15 protein-coding genes are annotated in these 15,801 nt (G+C 37.2%); 9 read left to right on the plus strand and 6 right to left on the minus strand.

Annotated features, from left to right (window positions below):
* Positions 1-79: 79 nt before the first annotated feature.
* Both rng and F968_RS19485 read left to right on the plus strand, forming a co-directional pair.
* Positions 80-1,534, plus strand: coding sequence for a ribonuclease G (gene rng, locus F968_RS00825; RefSeq protein ID WP_004789319.1), 1,455 nt, complete (start codon positions 80-82; stop codon positions 1,532-1,534).
* A gap of 139 nt (positions 1,535-1,673) precedes the next feature.
* A complete protein-coding gene (locus tag F968_RS19485) occupies positions 1,674-1,847 on the plus strand; it encodes a PA1571 family protein (RefSeq protein WP_002116397.1) in 174 nt (57 codons plus the stop codon).
* Positions 1,848-1,873: 26 nt separating this feature from the next.
* Here the strand turns inward: F968_RS19485 and F968_RS00830 are convergent, their stop codons facing one another.
* Together F968_RS00830 and F968_RS00835 are read right to left on the minus strand one after the other, a co-directional pair.
* Positions 1,874-3,259, minus strand: a complete 1,386-nt coding sequence (locus F968_RS00830) for a WS/DGAT/MGAT family O-acyltransferase (RefSeq protein WP_004789320.1) — start codon at positions 3,257-3,259, stop codon at positions 1,874-1,876.
* Positions 3,260-3,430: 171 nt separating this feature from the next.
* Entirely contained in the window at positions 3,431-4,165 is a 735-nt protein-coding gene (locus tag F968_RS00835) for a phosphoadenylyl-sulfate reductase (RefSeq protein ID WP_004789321.1), read from the minus strand.
* Between the two features lie 184 nt (positions 4,166-4,349).
* Here F968_RS00835 and thrH point away from each other — a divergent pair, with 184 nt between their 5' ends.
* On the plus strand, positions 4,350-4,967 hold the full coding sequence (gene thrH, locus F968_RS00840) for a bifunctional phosphoserine phosphatase/homoserine phosphotransferase ThrH (protein WP_003655338.1): 618 nt from the start codon (positions 4,350-4,352) through the stop codon (positions 4,965-4,967).
* Between the two features lie 58 nt (positions 4,968-5,025).
* On the opposite strand, the gene F968_RS00845 is transcribed toward thrH, so the two are convergent.
* On the minus strand, positions 5,026-6,456 hold the full coding sequence (locus tag F968_RS00845) for an OmpP1/FadL family transporter (protein ID WP_004789322.1): 1,431 nt from the start codon (positions 6,454-6,456) through the stop codon (positions 5,026-5,028).
* A 598-nt stretch (positions 6,457-7,054) separates the two neighbouring features.
* Positions 7,055-7,753 (minus strand): NAD(P)H-dependent oxidoreductase, encoded by a 699-nt coding sequence (locus F968_RS00850; protein ID WP_004789323.1) that lies wholly within the window; start codon positions 7,751-7,753, stop codon positions 7,055-7,057.
* A gap of 157 nt (positions 7,754-7,910) precedes the next feature.
* Here F968_RS00850 and F968_RS00855 point away from each other — a divergent pair, with 157 nt between their 5' ends.
* Positions 7,911-8,936: an AraC family transcriptional regulator gene (locus F968_RS00855; RefSeq protein ID WP_004789324.1), complete on the plus strand. Its 1,026-nt coding sequence runs from the start codon at positions 7,911-7,913 to the stop codon at positions 8,934-8,936.
* Positions 8,937-8,978: 42 nt separating this feature from the next.
* On the opposite strand, the gene F968_RS00860 is transcribed toward F968_RS00855, so the two are convergent.
* Together F968_RS00860 and F968_RS00865 are read right to left on the minus strand one after the other, a co-directional pair.
* Positions 8,979-9,971, minus strand: coding sequence for a fatty acid desaturase family protein (locus F968_RS00860; RefSeq protein ID WP_004789325.1), 993 nt, complete (start codon positions 9,969-9,971; stop codon positions 8,979-8,981).
* Between the two features lie 105 nt (positions 9,972-10,076).
* Positions 10,077-10,877: a PaaX family transcriptional regulator C-terminal domain-containing protein gene (locus F968_RS00865; protein WP_004789326.1), complete on the minus strand. Its 801-nt coding sequence runs from the start codon at positions 10,875-10,877 to the stop codon at positions 10,077-10,079.
* 349 nt (positions 10,878-11,226) lie between these two features.
* Between F968_RS00865 and F968_RS00870 the strand changes: the two genes are divergently transcribed.
* The 5 genes from F968_RS00870 to F968_RS00890 all read left to right on the plus strand — a co-directional run bounded on the left by F968_RS00870 (position 11,227) and on the right by F968_RS00890 (position 15,797).
* Positions 11,227-12,045 (plus strand): undecaprenyl-diphosphate phosphatase, encoded by an 819-nt coding sequence (locus F968_RS00870; RefSeq protein WP_004789327.1) that lies wholly within the window; start codon positions 11,227-11,229, stop codon positions 12,043-12,045.
* Positions 12,046-12,202: 157 nt separating this feature from the next.
* Positions 12,203-13,099, plus strand: coding sequence for an AraC family transcriptional regulator (locus tag F968_RS00875; protein ID WP_004789328.1), 897 nt, complete (start codon positions 12,203-12,205; stop codon positions 13,097-13,099).
* Positions 13,100-13,131: 32 nt separating this feature from the next.
* Positions 13,132-14,142: an NAD(P)H-quinone oxidoreductase gene (locus F968_RS00880; RefSeq protein WP_081399424.1), complete on the plus strand. Its 1,011-nt coding sequence runs from the start codon at positions 13,132-13,134 to the stop codon at positions 14,140-14,142.
* A gap of 208 nt (positions 14,143-14,350) precedes the next feature.
* The gene (gene hchA / locus F968_RS00885; RefSeq protein ID WP_004789330.1) at positions 14,351-15,226 is read left to right on the plus strand and encodes a glyoxalase III HchA; all 876 of its coding nucleotides are present in this window, start codon (positions 14,351-14,353) and stop codon (positions 15,224-15,226) included.
* 328 nt (positions 15,227-15,554) lie between these two features.
* Entirely contained in the window at positions 15,555-15,797 is a 243-nt protein-coding gene (locus F968_RS00890) for a hypothetical protein (RefSeq protein WP_004789331.1), read from the plus strand.
* Positions 15,798-15,801 lie beyond the last annotated feature (4 nt).

Raw genomic sequence — 15,801 nt, forward strand, 5'->3', positions numbered from 1 at the left:
CATTGTCGATGAACACTAGGCAAAGTTAACAGCTTCTCTGACTCTTTAATAAAAATTTTATAATGCTTTGAGTTTATGTATGTCAGAAGAATTACTTATTAATGTCACGCCTATGGAGTGTCGGGTGGCATTAATCGAAAATGGAACTGTTAATGAGCTGTATGTTGAACGTACAGTCAAACGTGGTCTAGTCGGCAATATTTACAAAGGTAAAGTCGTGCGGGTGCTTCCGGGCATGCAAGCTGCCTTCGTTGATATTGGTTTGTCTCGAACAGCCTTTTTACATATCAATGATATGGTTTGGCCTCGTTCACAGCCTACCCCAAATGTTTTTGAACTCTTACATCCCGGGCAAACGCTTACTGTCCAAGTAATGAAAGATATGTTGGGTACAAAAGGTGCGCGTCTGAGTACTGACCTTTCAATCCCTTCTCGTTATCTGGTTCTCATGCCATATGGAAATCATATTGGTGTATCTCAGCGTATTGAGTCTGAAGAAGAGCGAGAGCGACTACGTAATATTATCGAAGGTATTCAATCTGAACATAATTTGCCGGGTAGCGTGATTGTACGTACAGCTGCTGAAGGTGTCGATGAGGCAGAAATTGCACAGGATATGTGCTATCTGAGTAAATTATGGGAATACATTCAAAGAAAACAAATTGATGTTGCTGTCCCTTCCTTAATTTTTGAAGAGCTTCCATTACCTCAACGTATTATTCGAGATTTGGCTAGCGACGAAACTGCAAAGATTTATGTCGATTCGAGAGAGATTCACGCCAAGCTTCTTGAGTTTGTTGAAGAATTTGTCCCGAATATGCAGAGTCGACTCATTCATTATCCGGGCGAGCGACCACTATTTGATCTTTATAATGTAGAAGAAGATATTCAAAAAGCCTTACAAACCCGCGTAGCTTTGAAGTCAGGCGGCTATCTGATGATCGATCAGACTGAAGCCATGACAACGATTGACGTTAATACGGGTTCATATGTCGGTGGTCGTAGTCTTGAAGACACCGTTTTTAAAACCAATATGGAAGCGACTCAAGTGATTGCGCGTCAACTTAGACTGCGTAATTTGGGTGGTATTCTCATTATTGATTTTATTGACATGCAAGAGGCAATTCACCGTGAAGAGGTGATGCGTCAGTTTGAAAAAATGCTTGAGCGTGATCACGCTAAGACCAAAATTACTCAAGTGTCAGAACTTGGGTTGGTTGAAATGACGCGTAAACGCACACGTGAATCGTTAGAACATTTGCTGTGTGAGTCATGTCCAACCTGTCAAGGACGTGGTTTTGTCAAAACAGCAGAGACAGTGTGTTACGAAATATTTCGTGAGATATTACGATATACCCGTGCATTTGAGTCAACGAGTGGCTTTACTGTTGTTGCTCATCCTTCTGTGATTGACCGATTATTAACAGCAGAAGCGCCAGCAGTGGCAGATTTAGAGCATTTCATCAACCGTGTCATTAAATTTCAAGTCGAAAATTTATATACGCAAGAGCAATACGATATCATTTTAAGTTAAAGTTGTAACAAGATATCGCTTAATCCTTGTTACAACTGAAATTTTACTTTCATTCATGAATTTTAAATACTACTTACATACAGTAGCCGTAGACGTTCTCCCTATTTAACGTCTTAGCAAACAATAAGAGGTATAACCCATGAATGTAAGTGAAAACTTAATTAGCAACGGTCTTAAACATGTTTTAGAAAGCACGCCAGTAAATAGCTGCTATATGTTGAATGACCAAGGTAAAGAAGTACCGATCACAACTGCAATGATTCGTTCAGTATGTCATCAGTTACTTAACCAGTGCCGCACAATCAAAAAATAAGGGGCCAATTTAAGCCCCTTAGTTTTCTAACTTGCTGAATGATGTTTCAGCTGCTTCTCTACAATAATTTCTTCAAACCGTTGAATCTCATCTTCTAAGTGAGTCAAAAGGTTTTGCATTTTTGGCAAGGCATTTCGACAAGCTGTTAATCCAACTTCAAGCTTATCTAAATAACTCGTCATAGTAATGTTTAGTGCTTGTCCATCCATGACAATTGAAGCAGGGTAGAGAGCGTCTAATTTCGCGCCATTCCAATAAAGCGGCTCACGTGGTCCTGGTACATTGGAAATGACTAAATTGAACGCCTGACGCTTAGGAAGCATTCCTGACATGATGTTTAATCCTGCCGGACCATAAACAACCGCACTATAGTTTAAAATTTCATTCGCAGTCATGCGGCTAAAGCGTTGCTTTGAATTTTGCATGCTGCGACGAATGATTTCTAAACGTTCTAATGGTTGGTCTTTATGAGTTCCTAAATTTGCCAAAATCATGGTAATCCGGTTACTCATATCAGAGTCATCGGTGCGTAACGAAGCTGGAACCATGGCAATAAGTGGTTTTTTAGGTAAGCTATTTTGACTAATCAAATATTCGCGTAAAGCACCAGAACATACTGCGAGTACAACATCATTAATTGTTACGCCTAACACTTTTGAAATCTTTCTAAGACGACTCAGTTCAAATGATTGGGCTGCAAAACGACGTGAAGCACTCACTCTTTGGTTCAAAATCGACACTGGCGCCTGAAAAGTAGAAACATAATCAGGATTTTTGCCCATTTCTTTAAAAATTGTCTGAGATAGCTCTTGCATGACTTTAGGAGCGATATCGAGTTGAGACTTAATACCGCCTAAAATACTCTTAATTTTACTTGTGCTTGGCGTTGGTACTTTTAGTCGTTTAGTTCTTTTGCTCTCAACACACCATAAAGGAACAACGTGTTTTTCTTCTGGTGTCTTTGAAAGTGATTTCTCAATCAAACGCATACCCGCAACGCCGTCGACCATTGCATGATGGATTTTAAAATACATGGCAAAGCGATTGCCTTCGATTCCTTCAATAATGTCACAAGTCCAAAGAGGCTTAGCACGATCAATTAACGAACTATGTTGCTGTGAAATATAAACCAGAAGTTCACGAATACGGCCAGGATGAGGCAGAGCAATGTGGCGAAAGTGATGATCGATATCGAACTCTTCATCTTCATCCCAAAATAAGCCATTTAAACGGTTATTGAACGGAGGAATAGGAATGCTTTTTGAGCGTTTAATATCTTCAACTAAATCATGTACAAATGTTTCAGGTGCATTTTCAGGAATTTCAAATAAAAATAATCCACCGACATGCATGGGTTGCTGTCTTTTTTCAAGTGACAGAAAAATGAAATCAATTGGGTGTAATGGACGCATAAATCATTGTGCCTCATGCATTTTTCTAAGAAGCCCTTATCTGAGCTCTTATTAGAATTATAGAACCGTAAAATTAAGTATATAGCGTTTAGAGTAGATAAAATATGACTTTGTGTACGGAACATGACATAAAAAAAACCACTGATTTAGCAGTGGTTTTTTGATAACAAATTACTTTTTCATATTACCTGCGTGTAATCCACACTCTTTTTGAGTCGCTTCTTCCCACCACCAGCGTCCTTCACGCTCATGTTGGTTCGGTAATACAGCACGTGTACATGGTTCACAGCCAATAGAAACAAAACCACGTTCGTGAAGAGGGTTATATGGAATCTCCATCATACGGATGTAGCTCCATACTTCAGCACTTGTCCAGTTTGCTAAAGGATTATATTTAATGAGTTGCTTACCTGGACCAGAGAAACCTGCATCAGCTTGTACTACTGGAATTTCTGTACGTGTACCAGGGCTTTGATCTTTACGTTGGCCCGTAATCCAGCCATCTAAAGTCGCAAGTTTTTTACGCAAAGGCTGAACTTTTCGGATACCACAACATTCTTGGTGCCCATCTGTAAAAAAGCTGAATAAACCTTTTTCGTTTACCATGTTTTGAACAGCTTCAGATTCAGGGAAACAAATTTCGATATTGATATTGTAGTGTTTACGGACAGTTTCAATAAACTGATAAGTTTCGGCATGGAGACGACCAGTGTCGAGACTAAAGACACGGAAGGGCTTACCCAAACGTGAAGCAATATCAATTAAGACAACATCTTCTGCTCCCGAAAAAGAAATTGCGATTTCACCTTGCTGGCTTAAGGCAAGCTCTAAAATTTCTCGCGGGCTTTTGGTCGCATATTCGGCTGCAAGAGCATCTACGATATCAATAGTCGGAATAACGGTCATGTGTGTTCCTGGCAAAAGGCTTGGGCTCATTGAGTTATGAAAAATATTCTAATGGATAGTGAATAAAGTGCTTAGCACTTTAATTTCGATCCTTATGAATAAAATTGATTTGATCAATAACAACGCAAAACTGAAAATCTTAGTGGTATGATACAGCAATTTTTAACCAACGTTGGAAGCATTCATGGAAATCGTATGCCTAGATCTTGAAGGGGTTTTAGTTCCTGAAATCTGGATCAATTTCGCTAAAAAAACAGGGATCAAAGAACTCGAAGCAACAACTCGTGATATTCCGGATTATGATGTTTTAATGACTCAGCGCCTTAATATCTTAAAACAACACGGTTTAGGCTTAAATGACATTCAAGAAGTCATTGCCGAGATGGGGCCATTACCTGGTGCAAAAGAATTTGTTGAATGGGTGAGCACACATTTCCAACTTGTGATCTTGTCAGATACGTTTTATGAGTTTGCACATCCATTAATGAAGCAATTAGGATGGCCAACAATTTTCTGTCATAAATTAGAGACAGATGAAGAGGGAATGATTACAGCTTATAAATTACGTCAACCAGATCAAAAACGTGAGTCTGTTAAAGCACTACATGGCTTAAATTTCCGCGTAATCGCAGCTGGCGATTCGTATAACGATACAACCATGTTGGGTGAAGCTGATCATGGTTTCTTATTTGATGCACCTGCAAATGTAATTGCCGAGTTCCCACAATTCCCTGCAATCCACGGCTATGATGCATTAAAAGAAGCAATCCGTTCAGTTTCAAAGCGTAGCATTCCAGCATAAGAGATAAATAATAAAAAAGGCGCTTAGAGCGCCTTTTTTATCGGAATAGTTTTGAAACTTAGAATTTATAGCCAAGTTTTAAACCATAAGCGATTGCGTTGTTGTCAGAAAAGTCTGCAACATATTGATCACTACCAGCTTGTGCGCCAGTTTGAGCTTTAGCATCACCTAACCAGAAATATTTTACGCCGCCAGCAATAAACGTTTGAGGGGTAGGACTATATTGAACACCTAGGCCTACGTTCCAATAACCTTCAGTTGGACCTAAAGTAGTTACAGGGTTACCTGCGCCAGAGTCCCAACCTACAGAAACGTTACCCGCCCATTTATCGTTAAGTTTACGGCCTACACCAGCATTAACAGACCATTGGTCATCAGCATATTCAACTAGGTTAAAGCCATTTGGACGTCCAACAAGATTGCCTACAGCTTCTGAAACTTTACCAAATTTATATGGTTGGATAGAGAAATCTTTCCAGTTTACCCAACGTACATTGGCGAATGCGACTGTATTTGCCATGATACCTGTTTGGAAATCAAGGTTTACAGATTGAGGGGTAGTAATTGTAGTTTTGCCTTCTGTGTTAATAGCCTGAAGTTTAGATGCAGGAACATCTAAACCAGCAAGTACTGAAGTAAGACCAGGGAAATTTAATAAAGATAAACTTTCATTAATATTCACTTTGTGATCAATTTCAGATCGATAAGTTACAGATGCTTTAAGTGCAATTTCAGGAATTTGATAGGCTGCACCTGCTAGCCAACCAGCACCTGTAGTTTCTTTAATATTTGCATCATAACCATTATAAAGGCTATAAGCTTGACCTCGTAAACTTACATTACCTTTAACAGTTTGTAATACAGGACCTGCGTAGAAATTAAAGTTTTGAGTCGGTTGGAAACCAAAAACAAAAGATAAGTTTTGTGTATCAACTTTAACTTTGGTTCCGCCAGTCCCTAAATAGTTGTTTGCCGCAGCAAGAGCACCAGCTAACGTTTGAAACTCTTTACTTGCTAAAACTTGTCCTTTTGCTAAAGTCAAAGTTTGGTCGTTAACAGGTATACCCTTTGCCTCTAACGCTTCTGTTGCTTTTTTAGTCACGATTCCATCAACAGCTGCTGCTGATAAAACAGTATCAGTACCAGGTTGAGAAACGAATACGTTGTTGCCTGAATATTCTGAATCTGAACCAAATGGTTGGTCATAGAGTAGACCGAAAGAGAATTTATCGTTGAGTTGTAGTTTTAACGCCGCACTTGGAAAGTAATAATCATTAGCCATATCACCAATATCACGGCGAGTCGCACTTGTACCCGCTTCTTTACCCGCTACATCTGGGTCTAAAACAGAAATACCAGCTTCAAAGTAGTTACCAGGCTGCAAAAATGCAGACATTGATTGTCCAGAGCGATCCAATGCTGCTGCAAAAACCCCAGTTGCAGGCAGCGTTGCTAAAATCATTGCAGTGCTCAGATGTTTTAATTTCATTTTAATCTTTCCTTGAACTTCAAGACATTTTTTTAAAAGTAACAGAGTTAAACCGTTTAAACTGTGTTGCCTTCAAAGCTTCTAATTACAACTTATAAAAGCTTTGATAACTCCATGTAACAAAAATAGCATAATTACAATAAGAGTAAATCTGTTATATGAACTGAGGAGTACTCACTTTTTATACAAATATTGCCAATAATGAATGAAATATGAAGGAATATTTTCGTTGGTAATTTATTTTAATTGATTGATATTTATATTTTTAATCTATTAGTAAAGAAGTTTGTTTTAGTGACATTTTTGTCACAAATCCAAGAAAAATGGTCAAAGATTTTTTTGTAAAAATATGAATTAATCGATTATGAAATGAGTAATAGTTGTCATTTTTAGTTGATAAGTCTAGTTTCTCTACATCTGTATATTATTGATTAACTTTTATATTCTTAATTTTATAAAAAAGTTTAGCTTAATTTTTTTACCGTTTGATCTATTTTTTGAACGTATTTGGATTTCTTTTTGAAAGTTATGAGCAAGAAAATAACCGAAAATAATAAGCTAAATTCGGCTATTTAATTTTTAGAGCTTAAACACAGCATTAGAGTGGATATAATTTTTCATCAAATTGCTCAAGCTTAGGAAATTTTAGTGGTTCAATCTGGTCCAAGTGAGAGAGATAAATCTCATAGTCTTCGAGAAGGGTTTCTCGTACTTCTTGGCTAATATAAGGTACGTGATAAGCAATGAATGGTGGTAAAACTTCAAAACCGGCATATGCCAAAGTACCACGTTGAATCGGTGATAAATAATTTTCAATTGGGCCGTGAATTGAGTTCTCTCCAAACATGTGTGTTCTACCACCGAGTGTTAAGCATAACATCGCTTTTTTTCCAGACATTCCCCCATGGTTATAAAACCGCTTACCCCCATAAAAAAGTCCAGAGACGAAAACACGATCAATCCAGCCCTTTAAAATTGCTGGAACAGATGTCCAATAAAGGGGGAAATTTAAAATAACTAAATCAGCTTTTTTTACTTTTTCAATTTCTGCTTGAATATCAGGAGCTAGAAGTTGATTTTTGCTGGCATTTCTTTGCTCTAATGCGTAGTTAAAATAATCAGGTTGGTTAAGCTCCAAAAAATCCTCTTTGGACGCAACAGGGTTAAATTGCATTGCATATAAATCTGAAACCTCTACTGTGTGCCCCAATTTTTCTAAGGTTTGCTTGGCTGTACTTTTTAGAGCAGTGGTAAAAGACTGTGGTTCTGGATGAGCATGGACAATCAGAATGTTCATAAGGCGACCTGTATTCTTTTTCAGAAATTGTGCTGTCTCGTGCAATTCAGCAGATTTTGTTTTGAATAACTATGCATCAATTTAAAAGCATGGCATAGTTCATGAACTGACAGTTTTTACCATTTCACGCCATTTTATTTTGCTCATTGGGTTGCTTATGAATCCAGAATTACCCGGAACTTATATTAACTTATTAGTCGAGACTGTTAAGCGATGGGGTGTCTCTGGTGAGCAACTTTTAGATGGAAGTGGAATAGCTTTAGACCAATTAAAAAAGCCTTATTGGTATGTTGAGTTCAACATCTTAAATGAGCTTATTGAACGGGCGATTGAGTTATGCAAAGAGCCAGCATTAGCTGGGTATTTAGCTTTAAACATGACGGCCTCTTGTTATGGTTCAGTCGGAATGGCTGCTATAGTCTCTCCAAATTTAGGAGAAGCGCTGAAAATACTTGAACAGTTCATTGGCTCACGTTGTAAGGTTTTTAAACCAGAATTAAAACAAGAAAATAATGATGTATATTGGTCAATTCATCAGCCCGTCAATGCATTTCAGTTGAGTCCAAATGCCAACATTTTTTTGTTAGTTGGTTTTGTTCAAATTGCAAAAAAATTAACAGGACTTTCTCATTTAGGAAAAGTTGAATTACAAATACCAGAACCGATAGGTTTTTCCCAAATAAGTCATCAACTGGCGGTCACTTGTTTATTTAATCAAAAGTGTAATCGCTGGATATTTCCAAAAGAGTATTTAGCACAACCTGTATTAACGGCGGACCCAATGCTAGCGCCGTTGTTAAATGCACAATGTAAGCGGGATATAGAGAAATTAAAGTTAAAAAGTGGCTGGAAAGGGCAAGTCAAAGAAGTTGCTGAAAAATTGCTTTTGAATGGGGAGATTAAGGCATTGAAAGTTGGGCAAGTTGCTCAAATCATGAATATGTCAGAGCGAACCCTGCAACGCTATTTAGCTCTTGATCACACTAGTTTTACCTTTTTGGTGGACTCACTGAAAAAAGAGCATGCTCAGAAACTTTTAGCTCAAAATAACATGTCGATTGAAAAAGTGGCTTTAATGCTGGGTTATGCCGAGACTTCTCACTTTACCCGTGCATTTAAGCGCTGGATGGGTGTTACGCCTAAATATTTCCAAACCAAACATAAGATGGATGTTTTAAGTTAAAAGGCCATAAATTTATGGCCTTTTATTTATCATATGAATTAATTAAGTAGATTGTTCTGGCTTAGATGATAGTGATTCAATTACTTCAAAATAGCTAGGTGGTGCCGGAACATGACCGCGGTCTCTTAATAGTCGATGCATGCGCGGCAATTTGAAGTAGGGCACCGAAGCCATTAAATGGTGCTCCATGTGGTAATTGACATGAATAGGGGCTACAAAGCTTCTAGCAATCCAACCTGCACGTGTTGTACGGGTATTAGTTAAAGCGGTATTGCTCGTTTGCATCCCTGCGTGTTCGGCCATTGAGCGAATTCTTAAAAATAATGGGAAGGGTGTTAAATAAGCTAGAGGCCATAACCAATAAAACCGTTGTTGACCAAAAGCTTTTAAAACCCCATAGAGTGCTACATTGGTTGCAATGGCTCCACTACTGTTTTTTATAAGACTTTTAGCATAGTCAACGAAGTCTTTATTACTTCGGTCTAGCCAGACTTGATCATTGGCAACAGTCCATTTCATTAAATCGAGATCCATTAACACTCGACCAAAGCTAAACTTTAATCCCGTCATACCTGTTAAGTCGCGTAAGAATTTACGAGTAAGCGATTTCTTGCTTACAGGAAAACCAGAAACTAAAGAAAGGTCTGGGTCATCTGGAGTAGACGTTTTTGCATGATGACGAACATGGTGTACGCGATATTTTTGTAGATCATTCCAGATGGGACGGGCGCATAGCCATTCACCTACAAAGTCATTTATTTTTTTATTTTTGAACAAGCTTTTATGCGATGCATCATGCATCAAAATCGCTAGGCATAACTGGCGACCAGCTAATATTGCTAAGGCAAGCATACAAGCAAGTAATTTACCCCAGCTCGGTAAGTAATCCCACATCATGATTAAACTGGCAAATGTTCCGCCAATAACAGCCCACGTACTTGCAACAGCCCAAGCACCATATGCATCTGAGGGTTGTGTGAGTTCATGTATTTCTTCTCTGCTAAAGAGATCGGTCACACTGACTTGTGCATTCATTTTTATTCTCCCAAATCAGATTTTGGCATTCATCTTTTATATTACAAATATAATCATAAAATTTTAAAAAGTGAAATATTTGTTTGTAAAAAAATAAATCGCCTTTTAATGGGCTAATTCATTTTCATAAAGTTTTTGCCATAGCTTTTGTCCAATCGAATCGAGCTGCTGTACATTTTGAGCAAACTGATTGCGGGCATCTTCATCAACAAATGGAGGGGGTAACAGAGGATCATTCATGAGTAGGGTAATTGTTTCACGTCCTAATAACAAAGCTTGAGTAGCAGCCTCATTTAAGGGTAAATTTTTATAATTCAAAAGCCATTCTTGGATATCTTGACTATACATCTCATAATTTTCTTCAAGCTGCTTCGTATCCCATAAAGAAGGAATTAACGAAACTGTTTTTGAGTCAAATTTTTGAATAATAGAAATTTTGGCTTCATTTTCAAGACCCGCTAAAACGAGTTCTTCACATGTTTTTTCAAAGCTATACGCTAAATTATCTGGGCGTATATAAATTCCAGTTTCAAGCTCTCTAAAACCAAATTGACTTAAAGCATGTTCTCTCTTTTTTAAAGCGGTCCGATCAATACGACCCAATGTCCCCGTAAATACTGCCAGATAATTCTGTTGCCATTCTTTGGTCTGTTTAATGCCATTTTTACGATTCAAAATGACTTTTGCCCAGTCTTTGGTGGATGGCGAAAGTTGATAAATACCGCGCTCGACGCTTTCTATCATGCCTTCATTTAATAGCCGAGTCGTAGCCACACGAATACCGTTGTCACTCATATTAAAAAGTTTAGCGGCAATCAATATTTGTTTAATGGTAAGTTGAGGGTAAGCAGAGGAAAGAAATAAATCGATAATAAGATGACGTGCATTAATTTTGGTATTTTTCATTCAGATAGAATTTTTGATATGAGTTGCATGTAAGAAAAATAATATCATGTTTTTGTAATGTCTTTTTAAGATCATTTCTTAGGGTCAATAGGCGTAAAAATCTTTAGCTATAGAATTAGAAATTTTGTAGTTCTTAACCAAGTTCATCTTTTTACGATAGTTAACCTAAGATTGTCATGATGATGTGATACATTATTCCCCTTTAAATAAACCGCCTTTTGCTAAGGGCAATAACCACAAATGCTAGAAATGATCTGATATTGGGCATGAACTAAGCCAAAATTATGGTTTGTACATGATATAAAACAAATTTTTAGACTTTTCTGGTGATTAACTTTTTGAGCAAGTGATGGAAAATTTTGAAGTTATAAAAGCACTGTTTTTAGGCTTTGTCGAAGGCTTAACTGAATTTTTACCAATCTCGAGTACAGGCCATTTAATTTTATTTGGTCATATTATCGATTTCCATTCAGACGGCGGTCGTGTATTTGAGGTCGTAATCCAGTTAGGTGCTATTTTGGCAGTGTGCTGGTTATACCGTCAAAAAATTATTAACTTGATTAAGGGATTCTTTAGTGGCGATGTAGAATCACGTCATTTTGCGATTAGTGTGCTTATTGCATTCTTCCCCGCAGTTATTATTGGGGTTTTAGCTGTCGACTTCATTAAGAGTGTTTTATTCAGCCCAATCGTCGTTGCGATTGCTTTGATTGTCGGTGCTCTTATCATTTTCTGGGTTGAATCTAGACAATTTGAGCATAAGACAATGGATGCAACTAAAATTACTTTTAAACAAGCGCTTTTAGTAGGTCTTGCTCAGTGTGTAGCTATGATTCCGGGTACTTCACGTTCAGGCGCAACAATTGTGGGTGGAATGTTTGCGGGCTTATCACGTAAAGCTGCCACAGAATTCTCTTTCTTCCTTGCGATGCCAACCATGTTGGGTGCTGCAACTTTTGACTTGATTAAAAATGCTGACGTACTCACCTCAGACAATATGATTAATATTGGGGTAGGTTTCGTTGCTGCTTTTATTGCTGCGCTGTTTGTTGTAAAAGCATTGGTACTGTTTGTAGAGCGCCATACATTACGTGTATTTGCTTGGTATCGAATTGCACTCGGTGTAATCATTTTGATTGCCGCAATGTTCTTTAATTTATCGGCTTAAATAATCTGATGAAGTGAAAAACCTAGAATGTTCTAGGTTTTTTTATGCCTAAAAATTGATTTGAATTGCCTATTTATACAAAGTAAACGTAAGACAGATGTTTTCATTTTAGGTTCATTGTTATATTGATTATTAGATTACTTCTCACAATAAAATTATGCCGAAAAATCATCTTACAGAACATTTGGTCGATGCATTTTTGCACTTGGCTCCAGCAGAAGGACTCTATCCTACTTTTATCTCTAACATTACTTTGATGCGTGTAGATCATTCCACACCTCCTGTTGCCGTGCTGCAAGAACCCTCAATTGTTTTAGTTATACAGGGGTTGAAGCGAGGATATATTGGTAAAGAAATCTTTCAATTTCAACAAGGGCAGTGCTTATTCATCTCAATTGCAATACCTTTTGATTGCGATACTGTTGTTGAAAATAATGAACCCATGTTGGCGATTGCAATAAAATTTGAACCACAAATGATGACTGATCTCATTACTAAAATGGATAAACAACAACAAGTGGTTACTGAAGATGCTCATTCAGAAGATTTAAAATTAAGCTGCGGGCTTAGAGTGATTGACATGAATGTCACCATTTCAGAGGTTGCTCTCAGATTGCTCAATTTACTTCGCTCTAAACAAGATACTTTTATATTGGGTGAGCAAGTCAAAAGAGAATTGGTTTATCGTGTGGTGCAAGCTTCAGGTGGCAATCTAGTCGAGAGTTTATCGGCTATAGCAAGTCGAAATGGCGTGATTTATACCATTTGTGAAATTATTCAGCGTGATTATTATCATAACTTAACGGTTCAAGAGTTGGCGAAACAAGCAGGCATGAGCATCTCGCTTTTTCATCAGACTTTTAAAAAGGTGACGAATTATTCGCCCTTACAGTACATCAAAATTACTCGGTTACATAAGGCTCGTGAATTGATCATGAGCAATAAAATGGGTGTAGCAGAAGCCGCCTATGAGGTCGGTTATGTCAGTGCTTCACAATTTAGCCGAGAATTTAAGCGACTGTTTGGCGTTCCTCCCAAGTCCTCAATTATTTAACGTAGATTAGTATTTTGAAATATAAATCAAACATGGAGCATTATATGACCCTTCCAACAACCATGAAAATTATTGAAATTACGGCTCCTGGTGGACCTGAGGTTCTAAAAGTTCAAGATGCTAGTCTCCCAGTACCTCAAGCAGATGAAGTCTTAATTGAGGTAAAGGCTGCTGGAATTAACCGTCCTGACGTTTTGCAACGTATGGGATTATATCCAATGCCTAAAGGTGTTACTCAAATACCCGGACTTGAAGTCGCTGGTGTTGTGGTTGCTGTAGGTGACCAAGTAGATCAATTCAAGGTTGGTGATAAAGTTTGTGCGCTAACAAATGGCGGCGGTTATGCGGAATACTGCGCGGTAACTGCAACTCAAGTATTACCAATTCCTGAAAATCTATCTTTTACACAAGCTGCTGCGATTCCGGAAACATTCTTTACGGTTTGGGCAAACCTGTTTGATATCGGCCGTTTAAAGAAAGATGAAACCGCACTAATTCATGGCGGTGCAAGTGGTATTGGAACCACAGCTTTAGCGATTTGCCACGCTTTAGGAATTAGAACTTTTGCTACCGTTGGTAGTGAAGATAAAGTTGAAGCACTCTCTAGTTTCACGACAGCAATTAACTATAAAACCCAAGATTTTGAGCAAGAAGTTTTGAAACATACACAAGATCAAGGTGTTGATGTCATTTTGGACATTGTGGGTGGTTCTTATTTCACGAAAAATTTAAATCTATTAAAACGTGATGGCCGACTTGTCATTATTGGTTTTATGGGTGGTCGAATCGCAAAAGAATTTGACTTACAAAAACTGATTTTAAAACGTGCCACAATTACGGGTTCAACGATGCGAGCACGTAATAGCCAAGAAAAAGCAGAGATTGCCCAATCTTTGCATGAGCATGTATGGCCATTATTGGCACAAGATAAATGTTTACCGCAAATCTATAAAACGTATGCTTTTTCAGATGTACAAAGTGCTCACGCATGTATGGAGCAAGGTGATCATATTGGAAAGATCGTTTTAGAAATGAATGCGTAACGCTGTAATCATTAAAGTTTGGGCGAACGACAGGTTCGCCTAAACTGAATTTTATAATTCTAAATTATGCCTATTTCTCTATAAAAATTGCCAAATTCTATTGGCAGTTTGCACCAGTTGCATGACTTCACCTATAAATTGAGTAAGAAATAACAATTGGTTCCAACTTTATTATTTCTTTCCATACTGATGAAAAAGGATAGTAACAATGAATACCGCAAATATTGATGATAAAAATCCTACTCCAGATTTGGCTGAAGATAATGCCTTTTTCCCATCACCTTATTCTCTGAGTCAATATACTGCTCCTAAAACCGATTACGATGGCACGACTTATTCAACGCCGTATACGGGCAATAAAAAAGTTTTAATGATTGCAACCGATGAGCGTTATATCCAGATGCAAAATGGTAAGTTCTTTTCAACAGGCAACCATCCTGTAGAAATGCTTTTACCAATGTTTCATTTAGATAATGCAGGCTTTGAAATTGATGTTGCGACACTTTCTGGGAACCCTGCTAAACTTGAAATGTGGGCAATGCCAAAGCAAGAACAAGTTGTATTAGATACCTTTCAGAAATATGCAGACAAATTAAAAAATCCATTAAAGTTAACTGATATTTTAGAAAATGCAGTGGCGGAAAACTCACCATATGCGGCTGTATTTATTCCGGGTGGGCATGGCGTATTAGCTAAAATTCCACATAGTCTTGAGGTAAAGAAAGTTCTTAAATGGGCGGTTGAACAAGATAAATTTATTATTACATTATGCCATGGTCCAGCTTCATTACTTGCTGCGGCAGTAGATGAACAGCCAGAAAACTATATTTTTAAAGGCTATCAAATTTGTGTATTTCCTGATTCATTAGATAAGGGAGCAAATATTGATATTGGTTATATGCCTGGAGCTTTACCTTGGCTAGTTGGTGAAAACCTTGAAAAACTCGGTGTAGAAATTTTAAATAAGGGCATTACAGGTCAATGTCATAGAGACCGTAAATTGCTAACTGGTGATAGTCCGCTTGCTTCTAATAATTTAGGAAAACTTGCAGCTGAAACATTGTTGGCTGAAGTGAAGGATTAAGTATATTGTTTTATCGAAATAGGGCTTTATTAAGTCCTATTGTAATTTATGTAAATTAAAAATATTTTTTACTAAATGATTCGATAATTAATAAGAAAATATTAAAAATATCTTTATTATTAAAAAATAATTTAATTAAAATAAGTGACTTAAATTAATATTATATATTTAATTTCTATTAAATTAAATCTCTTTTATGGAATTGATAATTAAAATAAATATGAGGCATATGTTGCTTTATTGATCAAGAATGTTATCTTTTGTGGAAAGACTGTTCTTTCTATGTAGGAATATCTTTGTTAAAAAAGCAAAAGAGGATTTTATAAAAATGTCTATGAAAAACACTGTGTTGAAAATATTTTTTTTAATATTTGTTACAGGAGGAGGACTAATAATATCGGGTTGTGAAACTGAGCAAACTTCGCAAAATAATGCAATGGTGGGATATGCACAGGAACATGCAAAGGTACAAGCTGAATTCGCAAGCCAACAACAGTTAAAAAAATCACCTTTACCTGAAGGAAAAGTGATAACTGATGGGTCAGTTCAACAAATTAATAAACAAAATTAATTTT

Origin of the sequence: Acinetobacter sp. NIPH 817 (genome assembly GCF_000368405.1) — a bacterium.
Classification (GTDB): Bacteria; Pseudomonadota; Gammaproteobacteria; order Pseudomonadales; family Moraxellaceae; genus Acinetobacter.